Annotated in this window: 20 protein-coding genes and 1 tRNA gene; 11 read left to right on the forward strand and 10 right to left on the reverse strand. The window is 64.9% G+C overall.

All coding sequences use genetic code 11. The features are described from left to right. Positions 1-97: 97 nt before the first annotated feature. The 3 genes from L7H23_RS00740 to L7H23_RS00750 form a co-directional block, all read right to left on the reverse strand. Positions 98-1165: a DUF11 domain-containing protein gene (locus L7H23_RS00740; RefSeq protein WP_237837459.1), complete on the reverse strand. Its 1068-nt coding sequence runs from the start codon at positions 1163-1165 to the stop codon at positions 98-100. A 74-nt stretch (positions 1166-1239) separates the two neighbouring features. Continuing rightward, complete coding sequence (locus L7H23_RS00745; protein ID WP_237837460.1) at positions 1240-1707, reverse strand: hypothetical protein; 468 nt, start codon at positions 1705-1707, stop codon at positions 1240-1242. Further along, positions 1707-2714, reverse strand: coding sequence for a hypothetical protein (locus tag L7H23_RS00750; protein ID WP_237837461.1), 1008 nt, complete (start codon positions 2712-2714; stop codon positions 1707-1709). The genes L7H23_RS00745 and L7H23_RS00750 overlap by 1 nt, the downstream gene beginning before the upstream one ends. Positions 2715-2912: 198 nt before the next feature. On the opposite strand from L7H23_RS00750, the gene L7H23_RS00755 reads away from it, so the two are divergent. Then, positions 2913-4112 carry an AI-2E family transporter gene (locus tag L7H23_RS00755; RefSeq protein WP_237837462.1) on the forward strand — a complete coding sequence of 400 codons (1200 nt, stop codon included), beginning with the start codon at positions 2913-2915 and terminating at the stop codon, positions 4110-4112. A 43-nt stretch (positions 4113-4155) separates the two neighbouring features. Beyond that, positions 4156-4232, forward strand: a tRNA-Asp gene (locus L7H23_RS00760). 81 nt (positions 4233-4313) lie between these two features. Here the strand turns inward: L7H23_RS00760 and L7H23_RS00765 are convergent. The 4 genes from L7H23_RS00765 to L7H23_RS00780 form a co-directional block, all read right to left on the reverse strand. Further along, a complete protein-coding gene (locus L7H23_RS00765) occupies positions 4314-4544 on the reverse strand; it encodes a DUF2842 domain-containing protein (protein ID WP_237837463.1) in 231 nt (76 codons plus the stop codon). Next, positions 4541-5119 carry a 5-formyltetrahydrofolate cyclo-ligase gene (locus L7H23_RS00770; RefSeq protein WP_237837464.1) on the reverse strand — a complete coding sequence of 193 codons (579 nt, stop codon included), beginning with the start codon at positions 5117-5119 and terminating at the stop codon, positions 4541-4543. The genes L7H23_RS00765 and L7H23_RS00770 overlap by 4 nt, the downstream gene beginning before the upstream one ends. 224 nt (positions 5120-5343) lie before the next feature. Next, complete coding sequence (locus L7H23_RS00775) at positions 5344-5769, reverse strand: cell division protein ZapA (protein ID WP_237837465.1); 426 nt, start codon at positions 5767-5769, stop codon at positions 5344-5346. Further along, positions 5762-5965, reverse strand: a complete 204-nt coding sequence (locus tag L7H23_RS00780; protein WP_237837466.1) for a hypothetical protein — start codon at positions 5963-5965, stop codon at positions 5762-5764. Before L7H23_RS00780 ends, L7H23_RS00775 begins: the two co-directional genes overlap by 8 nt. Positions 5966-6124: 159 nt before the next feature. On the opposite strand from L7H23_RS00780, the gene tkt reads away from it, so the two are divergent. The 5 genes from tkt to L7H23_RS00805 all read left to right on the forward strand — a co-directional run bounded on the left by tkt (position 6125) and on the right by L7H23_RS00805 (position 11981). Further along, positions 6125-8092, forward strand: coding sequence for a transketolase (gene tkt, locus L7H23_RS00785; RefSeq protein ID WP_237837467.1), 1968 nt, complete (start codon positions 6125-6127; stop codon positions 8090-8092). Between the two features lie 36 nt (positions 8093-8128). Beyond that, positions 8129-9136, forward strand: a complete 1008-nt coding sequence (gap, locus tag L7H23_RS00790; RefSeq protein WP_237837468.1) for a type I glyceraldehyde-3-phosphate dehydrogenase — start codon at positions 8129-8131, stop codon at positions 9134-9136. 17 nt (positions 9137-9153) lie between these two features. After that, the gene (locus tag L7H23_RS00795) at positions 9154-10350 is read left to right on the forward strand and encodes a phosphoglycerate kinase (RefSeq protein ID WP_237837469.1); all 1197 of its coding nucleotides are present in this window, start codon (positions 9154-9156) and stop codon (positions 10348-10350) included. Positions 10351-10450: 100 nt separating this feature from the next. Then, entirely contained in the window at positions 10451-11320 is an 870-nt protein-coding gene (locus L7H23_RS00800) for a fructose bisphosphate aldolase (RefSeq protein WP_237839302.1), read from the forward strand. A 4-nt stretch (positions 11321-11324) separates the two neighbouring features. Then, positions 11325-11981 carry an O-methyltransferase gene (locus L7H23_RS00805; protein WP_237839303.1) on the forward strand — a complete coding sequence of 219 codons (657 nt, stop codon included), beginning with the start codon at positions 11325-11327 and terminating at the stop codon, positions 11979-11981. A gap of 15 nt (positions 11982-11996) precedes the next feature. On the opposite strand, the gene L7H23_RS00810 is transcribed toward L7H23_RS00805, so the two are convergent. Both L7H23_RS00810 and L7H23_RS00815 read right to left on the reverse strand, forming a co-directional pair. Beyond that, positions 11997-12401 (reverse strand): hypothetical protein, encoded by a 405-nt coding sequence (locus L7H23_RS00810; protein ID WP_237837470.1) that lies wholly within the window; start codon positions 12399-12401, stop codon positions 11997-11999. Positions 12402-12443: 42 nt separating this feature from the next. Then, positions 12444-12845, reverse strand: a complete 402-nt coding sequence (locus L7H23_RS00815) for a hypothetical protein (RefSeq protein WP_237837471.1) — start codon at positions 12843-12845, stop codon at positions 12444-12446. Between the two features lie 35 nt (positions 12846-12880). On the opposite strand from L7H23_RS00815, the gene thiE reads away from it, so the two are divergent. Beyond that, positions 12881-13507, forward strand: coding sequence for a thiamine phosphate synthase (gene thiE / locus L7H23_RS00820; RefSeq protein WP_237837472.1), 627 nt, complete (start codon positions 12881-12883; stop codon positions 13505-13507). Next, positions 13504-14016 carry a M23 family metallopeptidase gene (locus L7H23_RS00825; protein WP_237837473.1) on the forward strand — a complete coding sequence of 171 codons (513 nt, stop codon included), beginning with the start codon at positions 13504-13506 and terminating at the stop codon, positions 14014-14016. Before thiE ends, L7H23_RS00825 begins: the two co-directional genes overlap by 4 nt. Here the strand turns inward: L7H23_RS00825 and L7H23_RS00830 are convergent. After that, complete coding sequence (locus L7H23_RS00830; RefSeq protein ID WP_237837474.1) at positions 14013-14183, reverse strand: hypothetical protein; 171 nt, start codon at positions 14181-14183, stop codon at positions 14013-14015. The two genes, L7H23_RS00825 and L7H23_RS00830, sit on opposite strands and share 4 nt — an antisense overlap. 134 nt (positions 14184-14317) lie before the next feature. Between L7H23_RS00830 and L7H23_RS00835 the strand changes: the two genes are divergently transcribed. Both L7H23_RS00835 and efp read left to right on the forward strand, forming a co-directional pair. Then, a complete protein-coding gene (locus L7H23_RS00835; RefSeq protein WP_237837475.1) occupies positions 14318-16270 on the forward strand; it encodes an oligopeptide transporter, OPT family in 1953 nt (650 codons plus the stop codon). Between the two features lie 111 nt (positions 16271-16381). Further along, positions 16382-16945, forward strand: a complete 564-nt coding sequence (gene efp / locus L7H23_RS00840; protein WP_237837476.1) for an elongation factor P — start codon at positions 16382-16384, stop codon at positions 16943-16945. The last annotated feature ends 13 nt before the right edge of the window (positions 16946-16958 follow it).

A 16958-nucleotide genomic window follows, 5' to 3' on the forward strand; every position in this document is an offset into this window, starting at 1 on the left:
ACTTGTATGTCTGGCGGAAGTTCATCGCTGGTCCCGAAGAGGGCAGCGGGGGGCGCGTCTGTGACGCTTATCCCCGCTGCCCCGTCATTCCGTCAGGTCAGTTGACCGTCGCGCGGAACACGAGGGTGCTCGAAGCACCCGCCGCGATCGATGCGATCGTGCCGCTCACGGTCGTGCCCGTGTAGCTGCCACCTGCGGTCCCGTTGAAGTCGCAGGTGCCGCTGGGCACGGTGCCGGTGTAGGTGCCGCCAAGCAGGATCGAACCTGCGTTGAAGGTCAGCTGCGCCGGAACCGGGTCATTGACGAGCACCGACGTCGCGGGAGCGCCGCCGGAGTTGCCGACCGCGATGCAATATTCGACCACAGCGCCCGGAATCAGTTTCGGATTCGTCGTACCGTTGATCGGATCCGAGATGACGCGGCTGCTTTTCGACACAGCCAGCGTGGCCGTCTGCACCGTATAGTCGTCGGCGGCGCTGTGCGCGCCGTCGCGTGCCGCATCGTTCACACCGGCGGTGTCGGCAAAGACGGTGTCCTTGGCCGCAGTGTTGGCACCCGTCGTCTGGGTGATAGCGGCGCCCATCGAACCGGCCGTGCCGCCCTCGCGTGCCGTGGCACGCAGCTGGACGACCGCACGGTCGTTGTTCACGCGGGTGGCCGGAATATTGCCAACCACGAACAGCACGACGCTCGAGTCCGCCGGCAGTTCGTCGGCAAAGGTCACGAGCGTATCGGTACCGGCATCATAGGTGTTGTTGCCATTGGTATCGCGATAGATCGAAAGCGCGGGAAGGTCGAAATTGTCCGCCGGACCCGCGTGCGCGCCTGCTCCGCCCGCTGCCTGGGTGGCCGCGAGTGCGAAGTCGAGCGTTTCGTTCGAGTTGTTCGTCAGGCGAAAGGTCGTGACGGCATTGGCCTGTCCCGGAACCACGGTCGTCGTGGCCCCGTCGAGGTCGATGACGGTCAGGTTGACCACGCGGTCGACGACGAAAGTGTTCGACGCCGTCTGCTGGCCCTGAGAGACGCCCCCGACCTGATAGTCGACGGTGGCGGTATTCGTAATCGAGGCGCCTGCGGCGGTCCCGGCTGCATAAGCCGGGCTGGCAGCAACGACGGACGTCGCTGCCAGACCGATGACACCCCAGTAAGTCAGCTTGCTGGTCATAGCTGAGCTCCTAGGCTTGGTTGGCTGCCGAATTCCCCACCGCTGGCAACCGTTAAGCGGCTTTTTTCAAAGGATTATTTTACTACTCCCCGGAACATGAGCTTCCCGGTGCCCCCAGCGGGAATGGGTTTCTGAAACGCCCACCGGATGTGGGTCACATCGGCGGGCTGCGCCGCACGGCGGGTGCCGTCGGGCTGAATGACGGTGAGGGTCTCGAGCGCACCCCAGGCCTTGCCGCCGTCGACCGAGACGAGCGTTCCGGCATTGCCGGCACCAGCGAAGCGCACGGCGGACGGCATCGGATTGGTGACCACGAACTTGTCGGCGGGCTGATTTCCCGCATTGCGATAGTTCAGGACGAAGACGAGCTTGTCGCCGGGAACGACGACCTTTGGCTCCTCGAGCAGGACACGTTCCTTGCCGGCGGCGTCGGTCGTGACCCGTTCGACGAATACGCTGTTGTCGAGCGCGACATTGTTCGCAGCGAAAGCCTGCGCCGGCGCAAGAGCCGCCAGAAACAGGAAGAAGGCCTTGATCTTCATCAGTTGATCCTCGTGCGGAAGGTGACGGTGCGCGTCTGGCCACCGGCTACGGTGCCAAGGCCGACGCGAATGCGCGTGCCGTTGTAATCACCGGCGTCGGCGTCGACCGCGTCGGTCAGGCCGCTGCCGCCGAGCGTGATCGAACCTGCGACATAGGCGGTGTCGGCCGGAATATTGTCGGTGATGGCAAGTCCGCTCACCGATCCCGAACCCGCGACGGTCGCGGTGATCGTATAGGTGATGGTGGCGCCCGGAACGGGCTCGCTGCCGCCGAAGGGATCGACGATCGATGCCGATTTGACGAGGGTGACGGTCGCTGCCGAGACGCGGAATGCGCCATTGTCCTGGCCGTCGGCGCCGGTCGAACCGACGATCGCGTCGCCGCCGCCTTCGCCTTGGCCCGCAAACACGGTTCCGGGGGTGCCGGTGCCGGTTTTCGCAGCTGCGACGAGCGTCACAATGCCGCGATTGCCGTCGGTGACGGTGCCCGGCGTGGTCGCAATGACGAAAACGCGAACGCTCTGATCGGGATTGAGAACCGGATCGTTGGTCCCCGCCGTATAGAGCGTGTCGGTGCTGGCATCGAAGACGCCGTCGCCGTTGTCGATATAGATCTGGGTAACGACGGGGTCGTAATTGTCGCCGCCGACATTGGCGATCGTGCTGAGGCGGAACGCTTCCTGGCCGTTGCCGGTGTTGGTCACCGAATAGGTCAGCACCTGGTTCGTGGCGCCCGGGGTCGTCGGCACATCCGACGGGTTGCCCGACGCCACGGTCACGTCGAGCAGTTCGTCTACGCGCAGGTCGACGCGGTTCGAATCGACCGTCGTCGTTCCCGAGCCGTTGTCGAAGCTGGCAGTTGCGGTGTTGCTGATCGTGGTGCCGGCGCGCGTGCCCGCGGCATGAGCCTGCGACGGCAGCGTGAGCGCAATGACGAGCGCAAGGGCGGTAGAAGAGGGAAGAAGAAGCTTATGATGCTTCGCGCCCCCCACAGGCGCTTTCACCATGATTTTGACTCCAAATGCTGGTCCGTGGAGCCCGTCATCGGAGAAAAAGGGTAATTTCTGGTTAAAATACCGATAGAAAACGGTGTTTTGACCCATTTGGGGACAGGCGGGGCGCGCGGTTCGTCGCAAATCGGGCGGGCTGGCGCGACAGGTAAAGGTCGCGTAAGACGAACGGGTTAACCGGGGAAGGACCGCCGCGTGGCTGAAGACAGGGGCAGGAAGGACGCACGCGGCGCGCCCGCAGACCCCCTGCGCCAGCTCGAAATCGACGATTTTCGCCGCGATCGCCTGCTGGCGGCGCTGGCGCTGATCCTCGGCGCGGCCTTTTGCCTGGGGCTGCCCTTCGCGTTGAAGGCCGGCGCCGAATTCTTCCTGCCGCTGACCGCTGCGATCGTCATCTCGATCGCGCTTGTGCCCCTGCTCGAATGGCTCGAGCGGCACGGCGTGCCGTCGTCGCTGGCCGCATTCCTGTCGCTCGCGGGCTTCGTCGCGATCATCAATGCCGCGCTCGCGATCATCGTGCTGCCCGCAACCGGCTGGTTTGCAAGGATTCCCGAATCGATTCCGCGAATCCAGAGCAACCTCGCGCCGCTCATCGATTTCTATTCGAGCCTTCAGAAATTCGTCGATCGCACCCTGACCTCGGTCGCGACCGGCACCGAAGCTACGGCGCAGGCGGTCGCAGCGCAGGCGCCGGCGTCGGTGGTGGACTATTTCATCTCGGCGGCGCCCGCGGCAGCGATCCAGCTTTTCTTCGCTGTGCTCGTGATCTTCTTCTTCCTTGCCGGCTGGACGCGGCTGCGGCGGGGTACGATCCGTCGTCGCGGAAGTTTCGACGGGGCGATGCAGACCGCGCGGGTCATCCAGAATGTCGTCGATGCGACCGCCGACTATCTCGCCACAATCACCATGATCAACGCGATCCTCGGGCTTACGGTGTCGCTGTTGCTGTGGGCGCTCGGGATGCCGTCGCCCTTCATGTGGGGCGGGATCGTCAGCATCTGCAATTTCGTGCCCTATCTGGGGCCGATCGTCGCCGCGACACTGCTGGCGCTCGGCGGGCTGATGACCTTCGACGCCGTCGGATTCGCGCTATTGCCGGCGCTGATCTTCATCGGCGTGCATCTGGTCGAGGCGAATCTCGTTACGCCGCTGGTCCTCGGCAAGCGGCTGACGATCAATCCGCTGCTGATTCTCGTTTCGCTCAGCTTCTGGGGATGGGTTTGGGGAACGCCGGGAGCGCTGCTCGCGGTGCCCCTGCTGCTGATCCTGCAGACGATCCTCGCGTCGACCGGAACGCCGGATCTGGCGGGTTTCCTGTTCGAGCACGGCACGCTGACGACCGCCGAAGAGGTGCGTGACAGATTAAATCGCACAAAGGACGAAAGCGACGGTTGACAGGGTAGGGCGCGGCGCATATTGGCGCTGCTCCCAAGCACACGCGGGTGTAGCTCAGTTGGTTAGAGTGCCGGCCTGTCACGCCGGAGGTCGCGGGTTCGAGCCCCGTCACTCGCGCCATTTTCTGCCCTTTCGGGCGAAATGGCCACCGCAGCTTGGGACCATTTCCTGACCGGAAATATCACGGGTTGGCGCGGCTTCTCAGCCGCGCCACCGCCCGAGCTCCATCCAGCGTAGCAACGGCTTCAGCGGGAGCACCCAGATGATTCCTGCAACGAGGTAGAAGATCGCCTGAACCAGGATCGGCCAGGTGCCGACCCATGGTGACAGCGCGACGATGCCGGCCGCCCAGATCGCGATCAGGGCAAGGATGATGAAAATTCCGGCGGGCTTGCGCCAGCTCGGCTGCGGGTCGGCGGGAAGCTGGCTCACAAACGGTCTCCGGTAACGATATATTCCTGCTCGGTCAGAATGGCGTCGAGAATGATGTCGGTGGGTTCGGCGGGTACTGCGTCGATTTCCTGTACGGACCAGCCCACGCCGATCCGCGGAACATCGGGAAAGCGTGCGAAATAGCGGTCGTAATGGCCGCCCCCCTGGCCCAACCGTCCGCCGTTCCGGTCAAAGCCGACGAGCGGGCAGAAAATGAGCGCAGGCCGGACCATTTCGGCGATGTCGGCGGGCTGCCGCGTACTCCACGGCCCCTTGACCAGCGGATCGCCGGGTGCCCAGCGGCGAAAATCCATGGCCTCGACGCGGGCTGCGTGGTGCGGCAACGCAAGTTCCGGACAATCGGCGAGCATCGGCAGTATGTCGGGCTCGTCGCCCCATGGGATATAGGCCGCCACCGGCGCGTGACCGGCAACCGGTGCCGCGAGCGGCGCGGGAAGGGCGCGAAAGGCCGCGAGCCGCGCCAGAGCGTCGAGATTGGCCACGAAATGCTTGCGGCGGAAGCGCAGTCTCTCGCGTAGATGCTGTTTTTGCTGCGCAAGGTCGTCGGAAAGCATGTTTTCCGGCTCCTCGGGCCGCAAGGGGCGGGTGGCGGGACCACCATGGGTCGTTTGCTGGAAGATCCTCTGACGCCAGTAACGTCAGGTGGGGACCATATACGTCGGACCAGGGTCCGGGCAGGGACAGCCCCCTTGGATGATGTATCGCCTCAGGGATTTTCGCAACAGCTCGTGCCGGGCAGTACCCGCCGCCCCCTATGTAGGGGCGCGGACGGACAGTCTCAAGGGATTTGCTCGACCTTGGTTGCAAGCGCCTCGATACGGTCGGCAATCTGCAAGAGCGCGCGGTCGTGCGACGGACGCGGCTGGACTGCCTCGGTCGGTGGCGCCTTTTTCAACTCGGCCAGTTCCGCGAGCGCGGCTTTCAGCTCGTCGCGCGCCTGCGCCTCGCGACTTTCGGCGAGCGCGACCGCGGCGCGGAGCGAATCGGACTGCGGCTCGGCCTTGTCGGCCTTGCCCTTCGCTTCCTGCGCCTCGTCGGCGAGCATCAGCGCCGCGAAGAGCATCTGGCGGATTTCGGTGCCGCCGGGCATCGAGCGCACCTTCTCGTCAACCAGGGTCGCAAGCTGGATCAGCTGCGGCTCCTGTCCGTCGGCGCAATGCACGTCATAGACGCGCCCGGCGATGTTGAGCTTGACGTCAGCCACGCTTCGCCTCCGTGATCAGCCGGTCGAGCTCGCCGATAACCGCGACGACCTCGGCTTTCAGCGCCGACTGGTCGTTTGCTGCGGTTTCGGCGGGTGCAGGGCGGCTGTCCCGGTCGGTCAGCGCCTTTTCGATCCGGCTGATCGCGCGTTCGATGCGGCCGATGGCCAGGCTGGATTCGTCGAGATCGAGTTCCATGACCGAAAGGGGTAGCAGCGGCGGGACGGGCGTGCAATCGCCTCTCGATCCCGAAATGCGTGCTATTTTCTGCCGCGAACGGTTGACTCCTGACCCCGCCCCCGCAAAGGGCTGTCCCCACCGAATCCGGTCATCTTCACATCCTTTTCCGGGGGACTCATGACACTGCCCGAACGTCAGCTTGCCAACGCGATCCGCGCGCTTGCGATGGATGCCGTACAGGCCGCGAACAGCGGTCATCCCGGGATGCCCATGGGCATGGCCGACGTCGCCACCGTCCTTTATTCGGACTATCTGAAATTCGATCCGACGGCGCCGAAATGGGCCGATCGCGACCGATTCGTGCTGTCGGCGGGGCACGGCTCGATGCTCGCCTATGCGACGCTGCATCTCGCGGGCTACGCGCACCCGACGATGGAGGAAATCCGCAATTTCCGTCAGCTCAACAGCCCGTGCGCCGGGCATCCCGAGAATTTCGAGCTTGCCGGCGTAGAGACCACGACGGGGCCGCTGGGGCAGGGGCTGGCGACCGCGGTCGGCATGGCGCTCGCCGAGCGGCATCTGAACGCAATCTATGGCGACGATCTTGTCGATCACCGCACCTGGGTGATTGCCGGCGACGGTTGCCTGATGGAAGGCATCAACCACGAAGCGATCGGCCTCGCCGGCCATCTCGGCCTCGGCCGCCTGATCGTGCTGTGGGACGATAACAAGATCACGATCGACGGGTCGACCGACCTGTCGACGAGCGAGGATGTGAAGGCGCGTTATGCCGCGACCGGCTGGCACGTCGACAGCTGCGACGGCCATGACGGAGCCGATATCCGCCGCGCGATCGATGGTGCGCTTGCGGATAACCGGCCGTCGCTGATCGCGTGCCGGACGCTGATCGGCTTCGGGGCTCCCAACAAGCAGGGCACTTCGGCGACGCACGGTTCGCCGCTGGGCGCCGATGAGGTGGCGGCGGCGCGCGAGGCGCTCGGCTGGACCTCCGAGCCGTTCGTCATTCCGGGCGATGTCGCTTCTGCCTGGGCCGCCTTCGGCGAGAAGGGCAAAAAACTTCATTCCGAATGGAATGATCGTCTCGCAAATAACGAAAAGAAAAGCGATTTTGAGACCCGCTTGAGCGGCAAGGTCGTTCCGGGCGATGCGTTCAAGGCCTATCTCGACGGGCTTGTCGCCGAGCCGCCGAAGGTCGCGACGCGCAAGGCTTCGGAGAATACGCTGACCGCTTTGACGGCGGACATCGCGTCGCTCGTCGGCGGCAGCGCCGACCTGACGGGTTCGAACAACACCAAAACATCGTCGACCAAACCACTGACGAAGAATGATTATTCGGGTCGCTATGTCTATTACGGCATTCGCGAGTTCGGCATGTCGGCGGCGATGAACGGCATGGCGCTGCACGGTGGCGTCGTCCCCTATGGCGGCACCTTCCTCGTGTTCGCCGACTATTGCCGCGCGGCGATCCGCCTGTCGGCGCTGCAGAAGCAGCGCGTCGTCTATGTGATGACGCACGACAGCATCGGGCTTGGCGAAGACGGCCCGACGCACCAGCCGATCGAGCATCTCCAGTCGCTGCGCGCGATGCCCAATCTGCTGGTTCTGCGCCCCGCCGACGCGGTCGAGACCGCCGAATGCTGGGCGTTGGCGCTCGCACAGGAAGACCGGCCGTCGCTGCTCGCGCTCACGCGTCAGAACCTCCCGCCGCTGCGTCATGACGTCACGGAAAATCTTTGCCTGAAAGGCGGTTACCGCCTGCGCGCTGCGTCGGCAGCCAAGAAAGTGGTGCTCGTCGCTACCGGCTCCGAAGTCTCGCTGGCGATGGAAGTTGCCGACCAGCTCGAAGCTGCGGGGCAGGGCGCCGACGTCGTTTCGATGGTCTCGACCGAATTGTTCGACGAACAGACTGCAGCCTATCAGGCCGACATCCTGCCCGACGATGCGCTGATCGTCTCGATCGAAGCGGGCACGACCTTCGGCTGGGAGCGCTACACCGGCCGCCACGGCCTGCGCTTCGGCATCGACAGCTTTGGCGCTTCGGCACCGATTGAAGACCTATTCAGGCATTTCGGCCTTACCGCCGACGCAATCACCCCCCAGATCCTGGCAAAGCTCGGCAACTAAGGACCGGCTTTTTCCACGCAGAAAGGACGTTTCGACATGGCAGTGAAGGTTGCAATCAACGGTTTCGGACGCATCGGCCGCAACGTGGCGCGCGCCATTCTGGAGCGGACCGACCATGATCTGGAACTCGTGTCGATCAACGATCTGGCCGACGCCAAGGCGAACGCCCGCCTGTTCCAGCGCGATTCGGTCCATGGCCCGTTCAACGGCACCGTCGAAGTCGACGGCAACGACCTGATCGTAAACGGCAAGCGCATCCAGGTGACCGCCGAGCGCGATCCCGCCAAGCTGCCGCATGCCGCAAACGGCGTCGACATCGCACTGGAATGCACGGGCTTTTTCACCGACCGCAAGGGCGGTCAGGCGCATCTCGACGCCGGCGCCAAGCGCGTCCTGATCTCGGCGCCGGCCAAGGAAGTCGACCTGACCGTCGTCTATGGCGTGAACCATGACAAGATCGGCCCCGAGCATGTGATCGTCTCGAACGCGTCGTGCACCACCAACTGCCTCGCGCCGCTGGCCAAGGTGCTGCACGAGAAGATCGGCATCGAGCGCGGCCTGATGACCACGATCCACGCTTACACCAACGACCAGAAGATCCTCGACCAGATCCACTCGGATCCGCGCCGCGCCCGCGCCGCCGCGATGTCGATGATTCCGACCAGCACCGGTGCCGCCGTCGCCGTCGGCCTCGTCCTGCCCGAACTCAAGGGCAAGCTCGACGGTTCGTCGATCCGCGTTCCGACCCCGAACGTTTCGGTGGTCGACCTGACCTTCACGCCCAGCCGCGACACGACGAAGGAAGAGGTTAACGCGTTGCTCAAGGAAGCCGCCGAGGGCGAGCTCAAGGGCGTCCTCGGCTTCACCGACGAGCCGCTGGTTTCGATCGATTTCAACCACGATGCGCACAGCTCGACGATCGACAGCCTCGAAACGGCGGTGATCGACGGCAAGCTGGTGCGCGTGCTTAGCTGGTACGACAATGAATGGGGCTTCTCGAACCGCATGATCGACACCGCGGGCGTGATCGCCAAGTTCCTCTGACCCAAAGGATAGCGTCGATGACCGCGTTCAAAACCCTCGACGATATCGGCGACGTGACCGGCAAGCGCGTTCTCGTGCGCGTCGACCTGAACGTCCCGATGATCGATGGCGCGGTCAGCGATGCGACGCGGATTCAGGCGGCGATGCCGACCATCCGCGAGCTTTCGGACAAGGGCGCGATCGTCCTGCTGCTTGCGCATTTCGGGCGTCCGAAGGGCGCGAAGAACCCGACGCAATCGCTGAGCCTCGTCATGGGCGGGGTCGAGGATGTGCTGGGCCATTCGGTGATGTTCATCCCGGAATGCGTCGGCGAGGGCGCGAAAGCGGGGATCGCGGTGCTGGCGCCGGGCGATGTCGCGGTGCTGGAAAACACGCGCTTCTATCCCGGCGAAGAGAAGAACGATCCGGCCTTTGCCGATGCGCTCGCCGAAATCGGCGATCTGTACGTCAACGATGCCTTTTCGGCGGCGCATCGTGCCCACGGTTCGACCGAGGGCATCGCGCGCCGCCTTCCGGCCTATGCCGGCCGGGCGATGGAGGCTGAACTGAAGGCGCTCGACGCCGCGCTCGGCAATCCGGCGCATCCGGTCGCGGCGGTCGTCGGCGGCGCGAAGGTGTCGAGCAAGATCGACGTGCTGCGCAACCTCGTAGGCAAGGTCGACCATCTGATCATCGGCGGCGGGATGGCGAACACCTTCCTCGCCGCGCGCGGCGTCGATGTCGGCAAGTCGCTTTGCGAGCATGATCTGGTCGACACCGCCAATGCGATCTTCGATAGCGCAGACGCCGCGGGCTGCACGATCCATTTGCCCTACGACGTCGTGGTGTCGAAGGAATTTGCCCCGAACCCGCCGACGCGCACCGTCAACGTCCATGAGGTCGCCGCCGACGAGATGATCCTCGACGTCGGTCCCGCAGCCGTCGAGGCGCTGGCCGATGTGCTCAAGAACTGCCGCACGCTCGTCTGGAACGGCCCGCTCGGCGCGTTCGAGACGCCGCCGTTCGACACCGCCACGGTTGCTCTTGCGAAGACCGCCGCGGCGCTGACCCGCGAAGGCTCGCTGATCTCGGTCGCCGGTGGCGGCGATACCGTTGCTGCACTCAATCACGCCGGGGTTGCCGGCGATTTCACCTTCGTCTCGACGGCGGGCGGCGCTTTCCTCGAATGGATGGAAGGCAAGCCGCTTCCGGGCGTCGACGCCCTGAAAGCCTAGTTTTTCTCGCGCATTTGCATCCCCGGCGTGGGGAAGCTATGCGCGCCGCCACATACGTATGCAAATAACCGGAGATCTTATGACGACCGCCAATGCCGAGATGCTGGAGCAGATCAAATCGGGGCAGGGCTTTATCGCCGCGCTCGACCAGAGCGGCGGATCGACGCCGAAGGCATTGAAGGGCTATGGCATCGAGGCGGACGCTTTTTCGAACGATGAGGAAATGTTCGCGCTGATCCACGATATGCGCAGCCGTATCGTCACCGCGCCGAGCTTCAACGGCGACAAGGTGATCGGCGCGATCCTCTTCGAGCGCACGATGGACGGTGAGGCGGGCGGCAAGCCGGTGCCGGCGCTGCTCTGGGAACGCGGCGTGGTGCCGTTCCTGAAGGTCGACAAGGGTCTCGAAGCCGAAGAAAATGGCGTCCAGTTGATGAAGCCGAACCCCGATCTAGACGCGCTGTGCGAGCGCGCGGTCGCGAAGGGCGTTTTCGGCACCAAGATGCGCAGCGTCGTCAATCTCGCCAACCCGGTCGGGATCAAGGCGATCGTCGAGCAGCAGTTCACCGAAGCCGCGCGGATCGCAGCGCATGGTCTGGTCCCGATCATCGAACCCGAAGTGAACATCAAGAGCCCCGAGCGCGACGCGGCCGACCGCCTGCTGCTCAAGGAAACGCTTGCAGCGCTCGACGCCTGGACCGGCGCGCCGGTGATGCTGAAGCTGTCGCTGCCGACAGAGGCCGGCCTGTTCCAGCCGCTGGTCGACCATCCGAAGGTTCTGCGCGTCGTCGCGCTGTCGGGCGGTTTCGCGCGGCCCGAGGCGTGCGTCGAACTGGCGAAGAACCCCGGTATCATCGCGAGCTTCAGCCGCGCGTTGCTGGAGGACCTCCGCCACCAGATGAGCGACGAGGAATTCGACGCCTCGCTGGGCGGCGCGATCAACGAAATTCACGCGGCCTCCGTGGCCTGAAGTGATGGGAGAGAGGTGGCAAGCCGTCGACGACTATATCGCCGGGAAGCTTCTCGGCGCCGACGACGCGCTTGCCGCCACCCTCGCTAACAACACTGCCGCTGGCCTGCCGCCGATCGACGTGTCGGCGGCTCAGGGCAAGATGCTGTTCCTCCTCGCGCGGATGGCGGGGGCGAAGCGCATCCTCGAAGTCGGCACGCTCGGCGGCTATTCGACGATCTGGCTGGCTCGGGCGCTGCCCGAGGACGGCTCGCTGGTTACGCTCGAACTCGAAGCCCATCACGCGGCGGTCGCGCGCGAAAATCTGGAGCGCGCCGGGCTGTCCGACAAGGTCGATATCCGCACCGGCCCTGCCGCCGAAAGCCTCGCCGCGATGGCGGCGGGCGACCCGTTCGACTTCGTCTTCATCGACGCCGACAAGCAGAACAATGCGCTCTACGTCTCCGAAGCGATCCGCCTCGGGCGCAGCGGCACGACGATCATCGTCGACAATGTCGTGCGTGAGGGCGGGGTACTCGACGCGACGAGCGACGACGAGCGCATCCTCGGCACGCGGGCCTTGTTCGACATGCTGAACGCCGACCCGCGGATCGACGCGACCGCGGTTCAGACGGTCGGATCGAAGGGTTGGGACGGCTTCGTGCTGGCACGGGTGCGCTGAAGAAGCCTCAAAAGCCTATTCGGATATGTGAACATCCGCGGGAATACGGCGAAGCGAAATTTGATAAGCCGCGGTCGGGATATCGGCGCCATTTTGCCGTTTGGGCTTGATGGCCGCCACGGCAATGGCATCGTCGCCCCAACGCTTCATTCCACCCAGGTGGACATCGAGCCAAGCAACTTCTCCGTCCCGCTCGACCAATAGCCGGACGATTGCATCGGACACGATCGGACAACCAGATATCGGGTCGTCGATGCACCGCTCGTCCTTCAAGACGGCGAGCGGCGTCACCTTGATCGGACCGAGCTGAACCGATTGGTTCAGTCTCGCCAATGCGGCATCCATGGCCTTTTCCGCCGCGAAGGCCGATTGGGCGCAAAAGATGGGGAGAGCGCCGAGCGCCAGTCCGATCGGTTTCATCAGCTGAATGTCCGACTATCCCAGCCAAACGCAAGCAGCTTGTTACAGTCCCCCGTCGAACCGAAAGCTGAATCGATAGTCCGACGGCTTCAGCGTCACGTCGGTCCGCTTCCCGGGCCGCACCGATTCCAGCCGGATCGCCCCGTCCGCCAGCGGCGTCGATTCGCCGAGCGTCACCTCGAACGGCTGTTTTTCGCCGTTGCCGCGAATCCAGACCATCTGAAGGCGCACGCGCCCGGCCCAGATGCAGCGCGCGTTCATCGGGCAGCGGCTGTCTTCGAGAACCTTGACCGGCTGGACGATCGGGCCGTCAACCATCGCGCGCTGGCCGAGCGCGACGTCGCTGCCGTCGCGAATCGGAGTCTGCTGGCCGGTGGCGGCGCAGGCGGAAAGGGCGAAGGTGGCGACGAGGGCCGAAGTGGCGAGGCGGGCTGTGTTCTGCATTTGCGGGACATTGCCGCCGTCGCTATGAACCCGCCATGACCACACCCGATTGCCAGCTTTATCTGATCTCGCCGCTCGACGTCGGCGGTGATTTTCCCGCGAAACTCGAGGAGGCGCTGAGCGCCGCGCCGGTCGCGGCGTTCCAGTTTCGCGTCAAGGGACTGGGCCAGCACGAGGCCGCGCGGCTCGCCGAGCCGCTGCAAGCGATCTGCGCCGCGCACGAGACCGCGTTCATCGTCAACGACGACATTGCGCTCGCGAAGCGGCTGAATGCCGACGGCGTGCATCTGGGCCAAGGTGATGGCGATCCGCGGGATGCGCGGCGCGAACTCGGCGCCAATGCGCAGATCGGCGTGACCTGCCACGACAGCCGCCACCTCGCGATGGAAGCAGGTGAGGCGGGGGCCGACTATGTCGCGTTCGGCGCCTTCTTTCCCACGTCGACCAAGGCGGTCGAACATCATCCGGAGCCCGAAATCCTGACCTGGTGGCAGGGGCTGTTCGAGCTTCCCTGCGTGGCGATCGGCGGGATTACGGTCGACAATGCGAAGACGCTGATCGATGCCGGCGCCGATTTCCTTGCGGTGTCGAACGGCGTGTGGGAGCATCCCGACGGGCCCGCCGCGGCCGTGCGCGCGTTCGACAAGCTGATGGCGGGGTGAGGGGAGCGGGCGTCCGCCTGTTTCTCGCGGCGACGATCTTCGCCGCCACCGTCGCGGCTTCTAAATCTGGGGCTATCATCATTCCGGTCGAAGGCCTGAAAGCCTCCGACCTTGTCGACAGCTGGAGCAAGACACGCGCCGAAGGCAGGCTGCACCGCGCGATCGACATTCAGGCGCCTCTCGGCACGCCGGTGCTCGCGGCGATGGACGGGCGGATCGAGAAACTGTTCACATCGAAGCGCGGCGGGCTCACCATCTACCAGCGCTCGGCCGATGGGCGGCTGATCCTCTATTATGCGCATCTTCAGGGCTATCGGCGCGGGCTGGCCGAAGGGCAGGCGGTCGAGCGGGGGCAGGTGATCGCGACCGTGGGCGCGAGTGGCAACGCCGACCCCGCCTTCCCGCATCTGCATTTCCAGATCATGGAGACTGTGCCCGGCAGCGGTTGGCAAGACGGAGAACCGGTCAATCCCTATCCGCTGCTGACCGGCCGACGCGCACGCCCCTAGGCCAGTGGGAAATCCCTGCCGCCCGGCTGCGCCGGTTTTCCGTCCGCGCGCGTCGACGCGCCATCCTTGCGCCAGCCGAACAGTCCGGCACAGGGCGCGGGCCGTTTGGGCAGCTTGAGCGCGCCGGGAGAGGGCGGCGCCTGATTGGGAAGATCGATACTCATCATGCCTGTCTTATGAATCACACGGGGGCGAAGGGATTGGATCGATACGTCAAATCAGCTTCGGTTCATCGCCTTTTTGCTTGCCTAGCCGCGCCAGCCCCGCGACAGGTCGCATTCGGACAAGAGGGATGACGAATATGAGCCGCGATGAGACAGCAATGCGCGAACTGACGCTGCGGGCGATCCTGCTCGGCGGGTTGCTGACTTTGATGTTCACCGCCGCGAACGTCTATCTGGGGCTGAAGGTCGGACTGACCTTTGCGACCTCGATCCCCGCCGCGGTGATTTCGATGGCGCTGCTACGTTTCATGTCGGGATCGACGATCCTCGAGAATAATATCGTCCAGACGATCGCGAGCGCTGCGGGCACGCTGGCGGCGATCATCTTTGTGCTGCCGGGGCTGATCATGGTCGGTTACTGGCAGGGTTTCCCGATGCTGGAGACGACGGCGATCACGATGCTCGGCGGTATCCTCGGCGTGCTCTTCTCGGTCCCGCTTCGCCGCGCGCTCGTGGTCGAGGCCGATCTGCCCTATCCCGAAGGCCGCGCCGCGGCCGAAGTGCTGCAGGTCGGCGCCGCGAGCGCCGAAGGCGCGGCCGAGAACAAGGCCGGGCTATCGGCGCTGCTTTGGAACAGCCTTGTCGCTGCGGGCTTCACGCTGTTGACCCAGATGAAGCTTGCGGCCGCGGAGGTCGCGCACTGGTTCAAGGTCGGGGCCGGTGCGACCGGCGTGGCCGGCGGGCTCAGCTTCGCGCTGTTCGGCGTCGGGCATCTCGTCGGCCTGTCGGTCGGGCTTGCACAGCTCGTCGGCATGGTCACCGGCTGGTGGATTTTGCTGCCGATCCTGACGCAGGGGGCGGCCGGTCCCGATGTCGAGACGATCGCGAACGACGTGTTCCGCGCCGATGTCCGCTTCTTTGGCGCGGGCGTGATCGCGGTCGCGGCGATCTGGACGCTGCTCAAGATCGCCGGTCCGGTGATCGGTGGCATCCGCTCGGCGATGGCGGCCAGCAAGGCGCGCAGCGCCGGCGAAGCGCTCGCGATCGGCGAACGGGACATTCCGATCGGCTGGGTGTTCGGCGGTTCGTTGCTGACGCTGGTGCCGATCGCCTGGTTGTTCTGGACGGTGCTCGCGGGTGGGCCGTTGGCCGGGTCGGCGATGATCCTGATCGCCGGTGCTCTGGTTTTCGTCGTCGTGATCGGGTTGATGATCGCGTCGGTGACCGGCTATATGGCGGGCCTGATCGGCGCGTCGAACTCGCCGGTGTCGGGGATCGGTATCCTTGCGATCATCGCGTCGTCGCTGCTGCTCGTCGGCCTGCTCGGCCGCGGCGGCGGCGAGGAAGCGAGCGCGGCGATGGTCGCCTATGCGTTGATCGTCACCGGCGTCGTGTTCGGCATCGCGACGATCTCGAACGACAATCTGCAGGATCTGAAGACGGGCCAGCTTGTCGGCGCAACGCCGTGGAAACAGCAGGTCGCGCTGATCATCGGCGTCTTCTTCGGCTCGCTCGTCGTGCCGCCGGTGCTGAACGTCCTCAACGAGACGCTCGGCTTCGTCGGAGTGCCGGGGGCGGGGCCGAATGCGCTCGCAGCTCCGCAGGCGGGTCTCATCTCCTCGCTCGCCAAGGGCGTGCTCGGCGGCGATCTCAACTGGACGATGCTCGGTTATGGCGCGCTTGCCGGTGTCGGCTTCATCATCGTCGACGAATTGCTCGGCCGCGCGCGCAAGCTGCGGTTGCCGCCGCTCGCGATCGGGATCGGGATATATCTGCCGATGGCGGTCATCCTGCCGGTCGTGATCGGGGCGATCGGCGGCTGGTTCTACGACCGCTGGGCGGAACGCCGCGCCAACGCCGAATTCGCGCATCGCATGGGTGTGCTGACGGCGACCGGCATGATCGTCGGCGAAAGCCTGTTCGGGGTCTTCTATGCGGGCCTCGTCTATGCGACCGACAGCGACGCCCCGCTTGCGGTGGTCGGCGACGGGTTCCATGTGCCGTCGATCTTCGTCGGCCTCGGCCTGTTCGCGGTGCTCGTTGCGATGAGCTATGCGCGGACCCGCAAGGCCGTCGTGACGACCGCCTGACGAACGCGCCGCTTGCCCTTGGCCGCACGTCCGGCTAAGGGCGCGCTCCTGTGACCGGCGCATTGCGATGCACCGGCGGCTCTTTCCATCCTTGAACAGCGAGTGTGCGCGATGAAAATCACCGGCGTTGAAATCCGTCCCGGCAATATTATCGAATATGAAGGTGGCATCTGGAAGGTCACCAAGATCCAGCACACCCAGCCGGGCAAGGGCGGCGCCTATATGCAGGTCGAAGCCAAGAACCTCATCGACGGGCGCAAGCTCAACAACCGTTTCCGCAGCGCGGATACGGTGGAGAAGGTCCGCCTCGACACCAAGGATTTCCAGTTCCTCTACGCCGAGGGCGACGATCTGGTGTTCATGGACAAGGACACGTTCGAACAGATCAACATCTCGAAGGATGTGGTCGGCGACGCGCATGAATTCCTGCAGGACGGTATGGAAGTCGTGCTCGAGCTTTGGGAAGAACGCCCGATCTCGGTCGAACTGCCCGAAACGATCGAAGCGACGATCGTCGAGGCCGATGCCGTGGTGAAGGGCCAGACGGCCTCGTCGTCGTACAAGCCCGCGATCCTCGACAATGGCGTGCGCGTCATGGTGCCGCCGCACATCACCAGCGGAACGAAGATCGTCGTGCATGTGTACGACCGCGAATATGTCCGCCGCGCCGACTAAGTAAGCATCGCCG

Source organism: Sphingopyxis sp. BSN-002 (genome assembly GCF_022024275.1).
Classification (GTDB): Bacteria; Pseudomonadota; Alphaproteobacteria; order Sphingomonadales; family Sphingomonadaceae; genus Sphingopyxis.

What these genes read in the sequence shown, in the direction of transcription:
- L7H23_RS00810 (WP_237837470.1), bottom strand. Translation starts at nt 12,401, where the DNA reads ATGAAACCGATCGGACTGGCGCTCGGCGCTCTCCCCATCTTTTGCGCC.
- L7H23_RS00740 (WP_237837459.1), bottom strand. Translation starts at nt 1,165, where the DNA reads ATGACCAGCAAGCTGACTTACTGGGGTGTCATCGGTCTGGCAGCGACG.
- thiE (WP_237837472.1), top strand. Translation starts at nt 12,881, where the DNA reads ATGACCACACCCGATTGCCAGCTTTATCTGATCTCGCCGCTCGACGTC.
- L7H23_RS00805 (WP_237839303.1), top strand. Translation starts at nt 11,325, where the DNA reads ATGGGAGAGAGGTGGCAAGCCGTCGACGACTATATCGCCGGGAAGCTT.
- L7H23_RS00780 (WP_237837466.1), bottom strand. Translation starts at nt 5,965, where the DNA reads ATGGAACTCGATCTCGACGAATCCAGCCTGGCCATCGGCCGCATCGAA.
- L7H23_RS00815 (WP_237837471.1), bottom strand. Translation starts at nt 12,845, where the DNA reads ATGCAGAACACAGCCCGCCTCGCCACTTCGGCCCTCGTCGCCACCTTC.
- L7H23_RS00750 (WP_237837461.1), bottom strand. Translation starts at nt 2,714, where the DNA reads ATGGTGAAAGCGCCTGTGGGGGGCGCGAAGCATCATAAGCTTCTTCTT.
- L7H23_RS00795 (WP_237837469.1), top strand. Translation starts at nt 9,154, where the DNA reads ATGACCGCGTTCAAAACCCTCGACGATATCGGCGACGTGACCGGCAAG.
- efp (WP_237837476.1), top strand. Translation starts at nt 16,382, where the DNA reads ATGAAAATCACCGGCGTTGAAATCCGTCCCGGCAATATTATCGAATAT.
- L7H23_RS00800 (WP_237839302.1), top strand. Translation starts at nt 10,451, where the DNA reads ATGCTGGAGCAGATCAAATCGGGGCAGGGCTTTATCGCCGCGCTCGAC.
- gap (WP_237837468.1), top strand. Translation starts at nt 8,129, where the DNA reads ATGGCAGTGAAGGTTGCAATCAACGGTTTCGGACGCATCGGCCGCAAC.
- L7H23_RS00745 (WP_237837460.1), bottom strand. Translation starts at nt 1,707, where the DNA reads ATGAAGATCAAGGCCTTCTTCCTGTTTCTGGCGGCTCTTGCGCCGGCG.
- L7H23_RS00835 (WP_237837475.1), top strand. Translation starts at nt 14,318, where the DNA reads ATGAGCCGCGATGAGACAGCAATGCGCGAACTGACGCTGCGGGCGATC.
- L7H23_RS00770 (WP_237837464.1), bottom strand. Translation starts at nt 5,119, where the DNA reads ATGCTTTCCGACGACCTTGCGCAGCAAAAACAGCATCTACGCGAGAGA.
- tkt (WP_237837467.1), top strand. Translation starts at nt 6,125, where the DNA reads ATGACACTGCCCGAACGTCAGCTTGCCAACGCGATCCGCGCGCTTGCG.
- L7H23_RS00830 (WP_237837474.1), bottom strand. Translation starts at nt 14,183, where the DNA reads ATGATGAGTATCGATCTTCCCAATCAGGCGCCGCCCTCTCCCGGCGCG.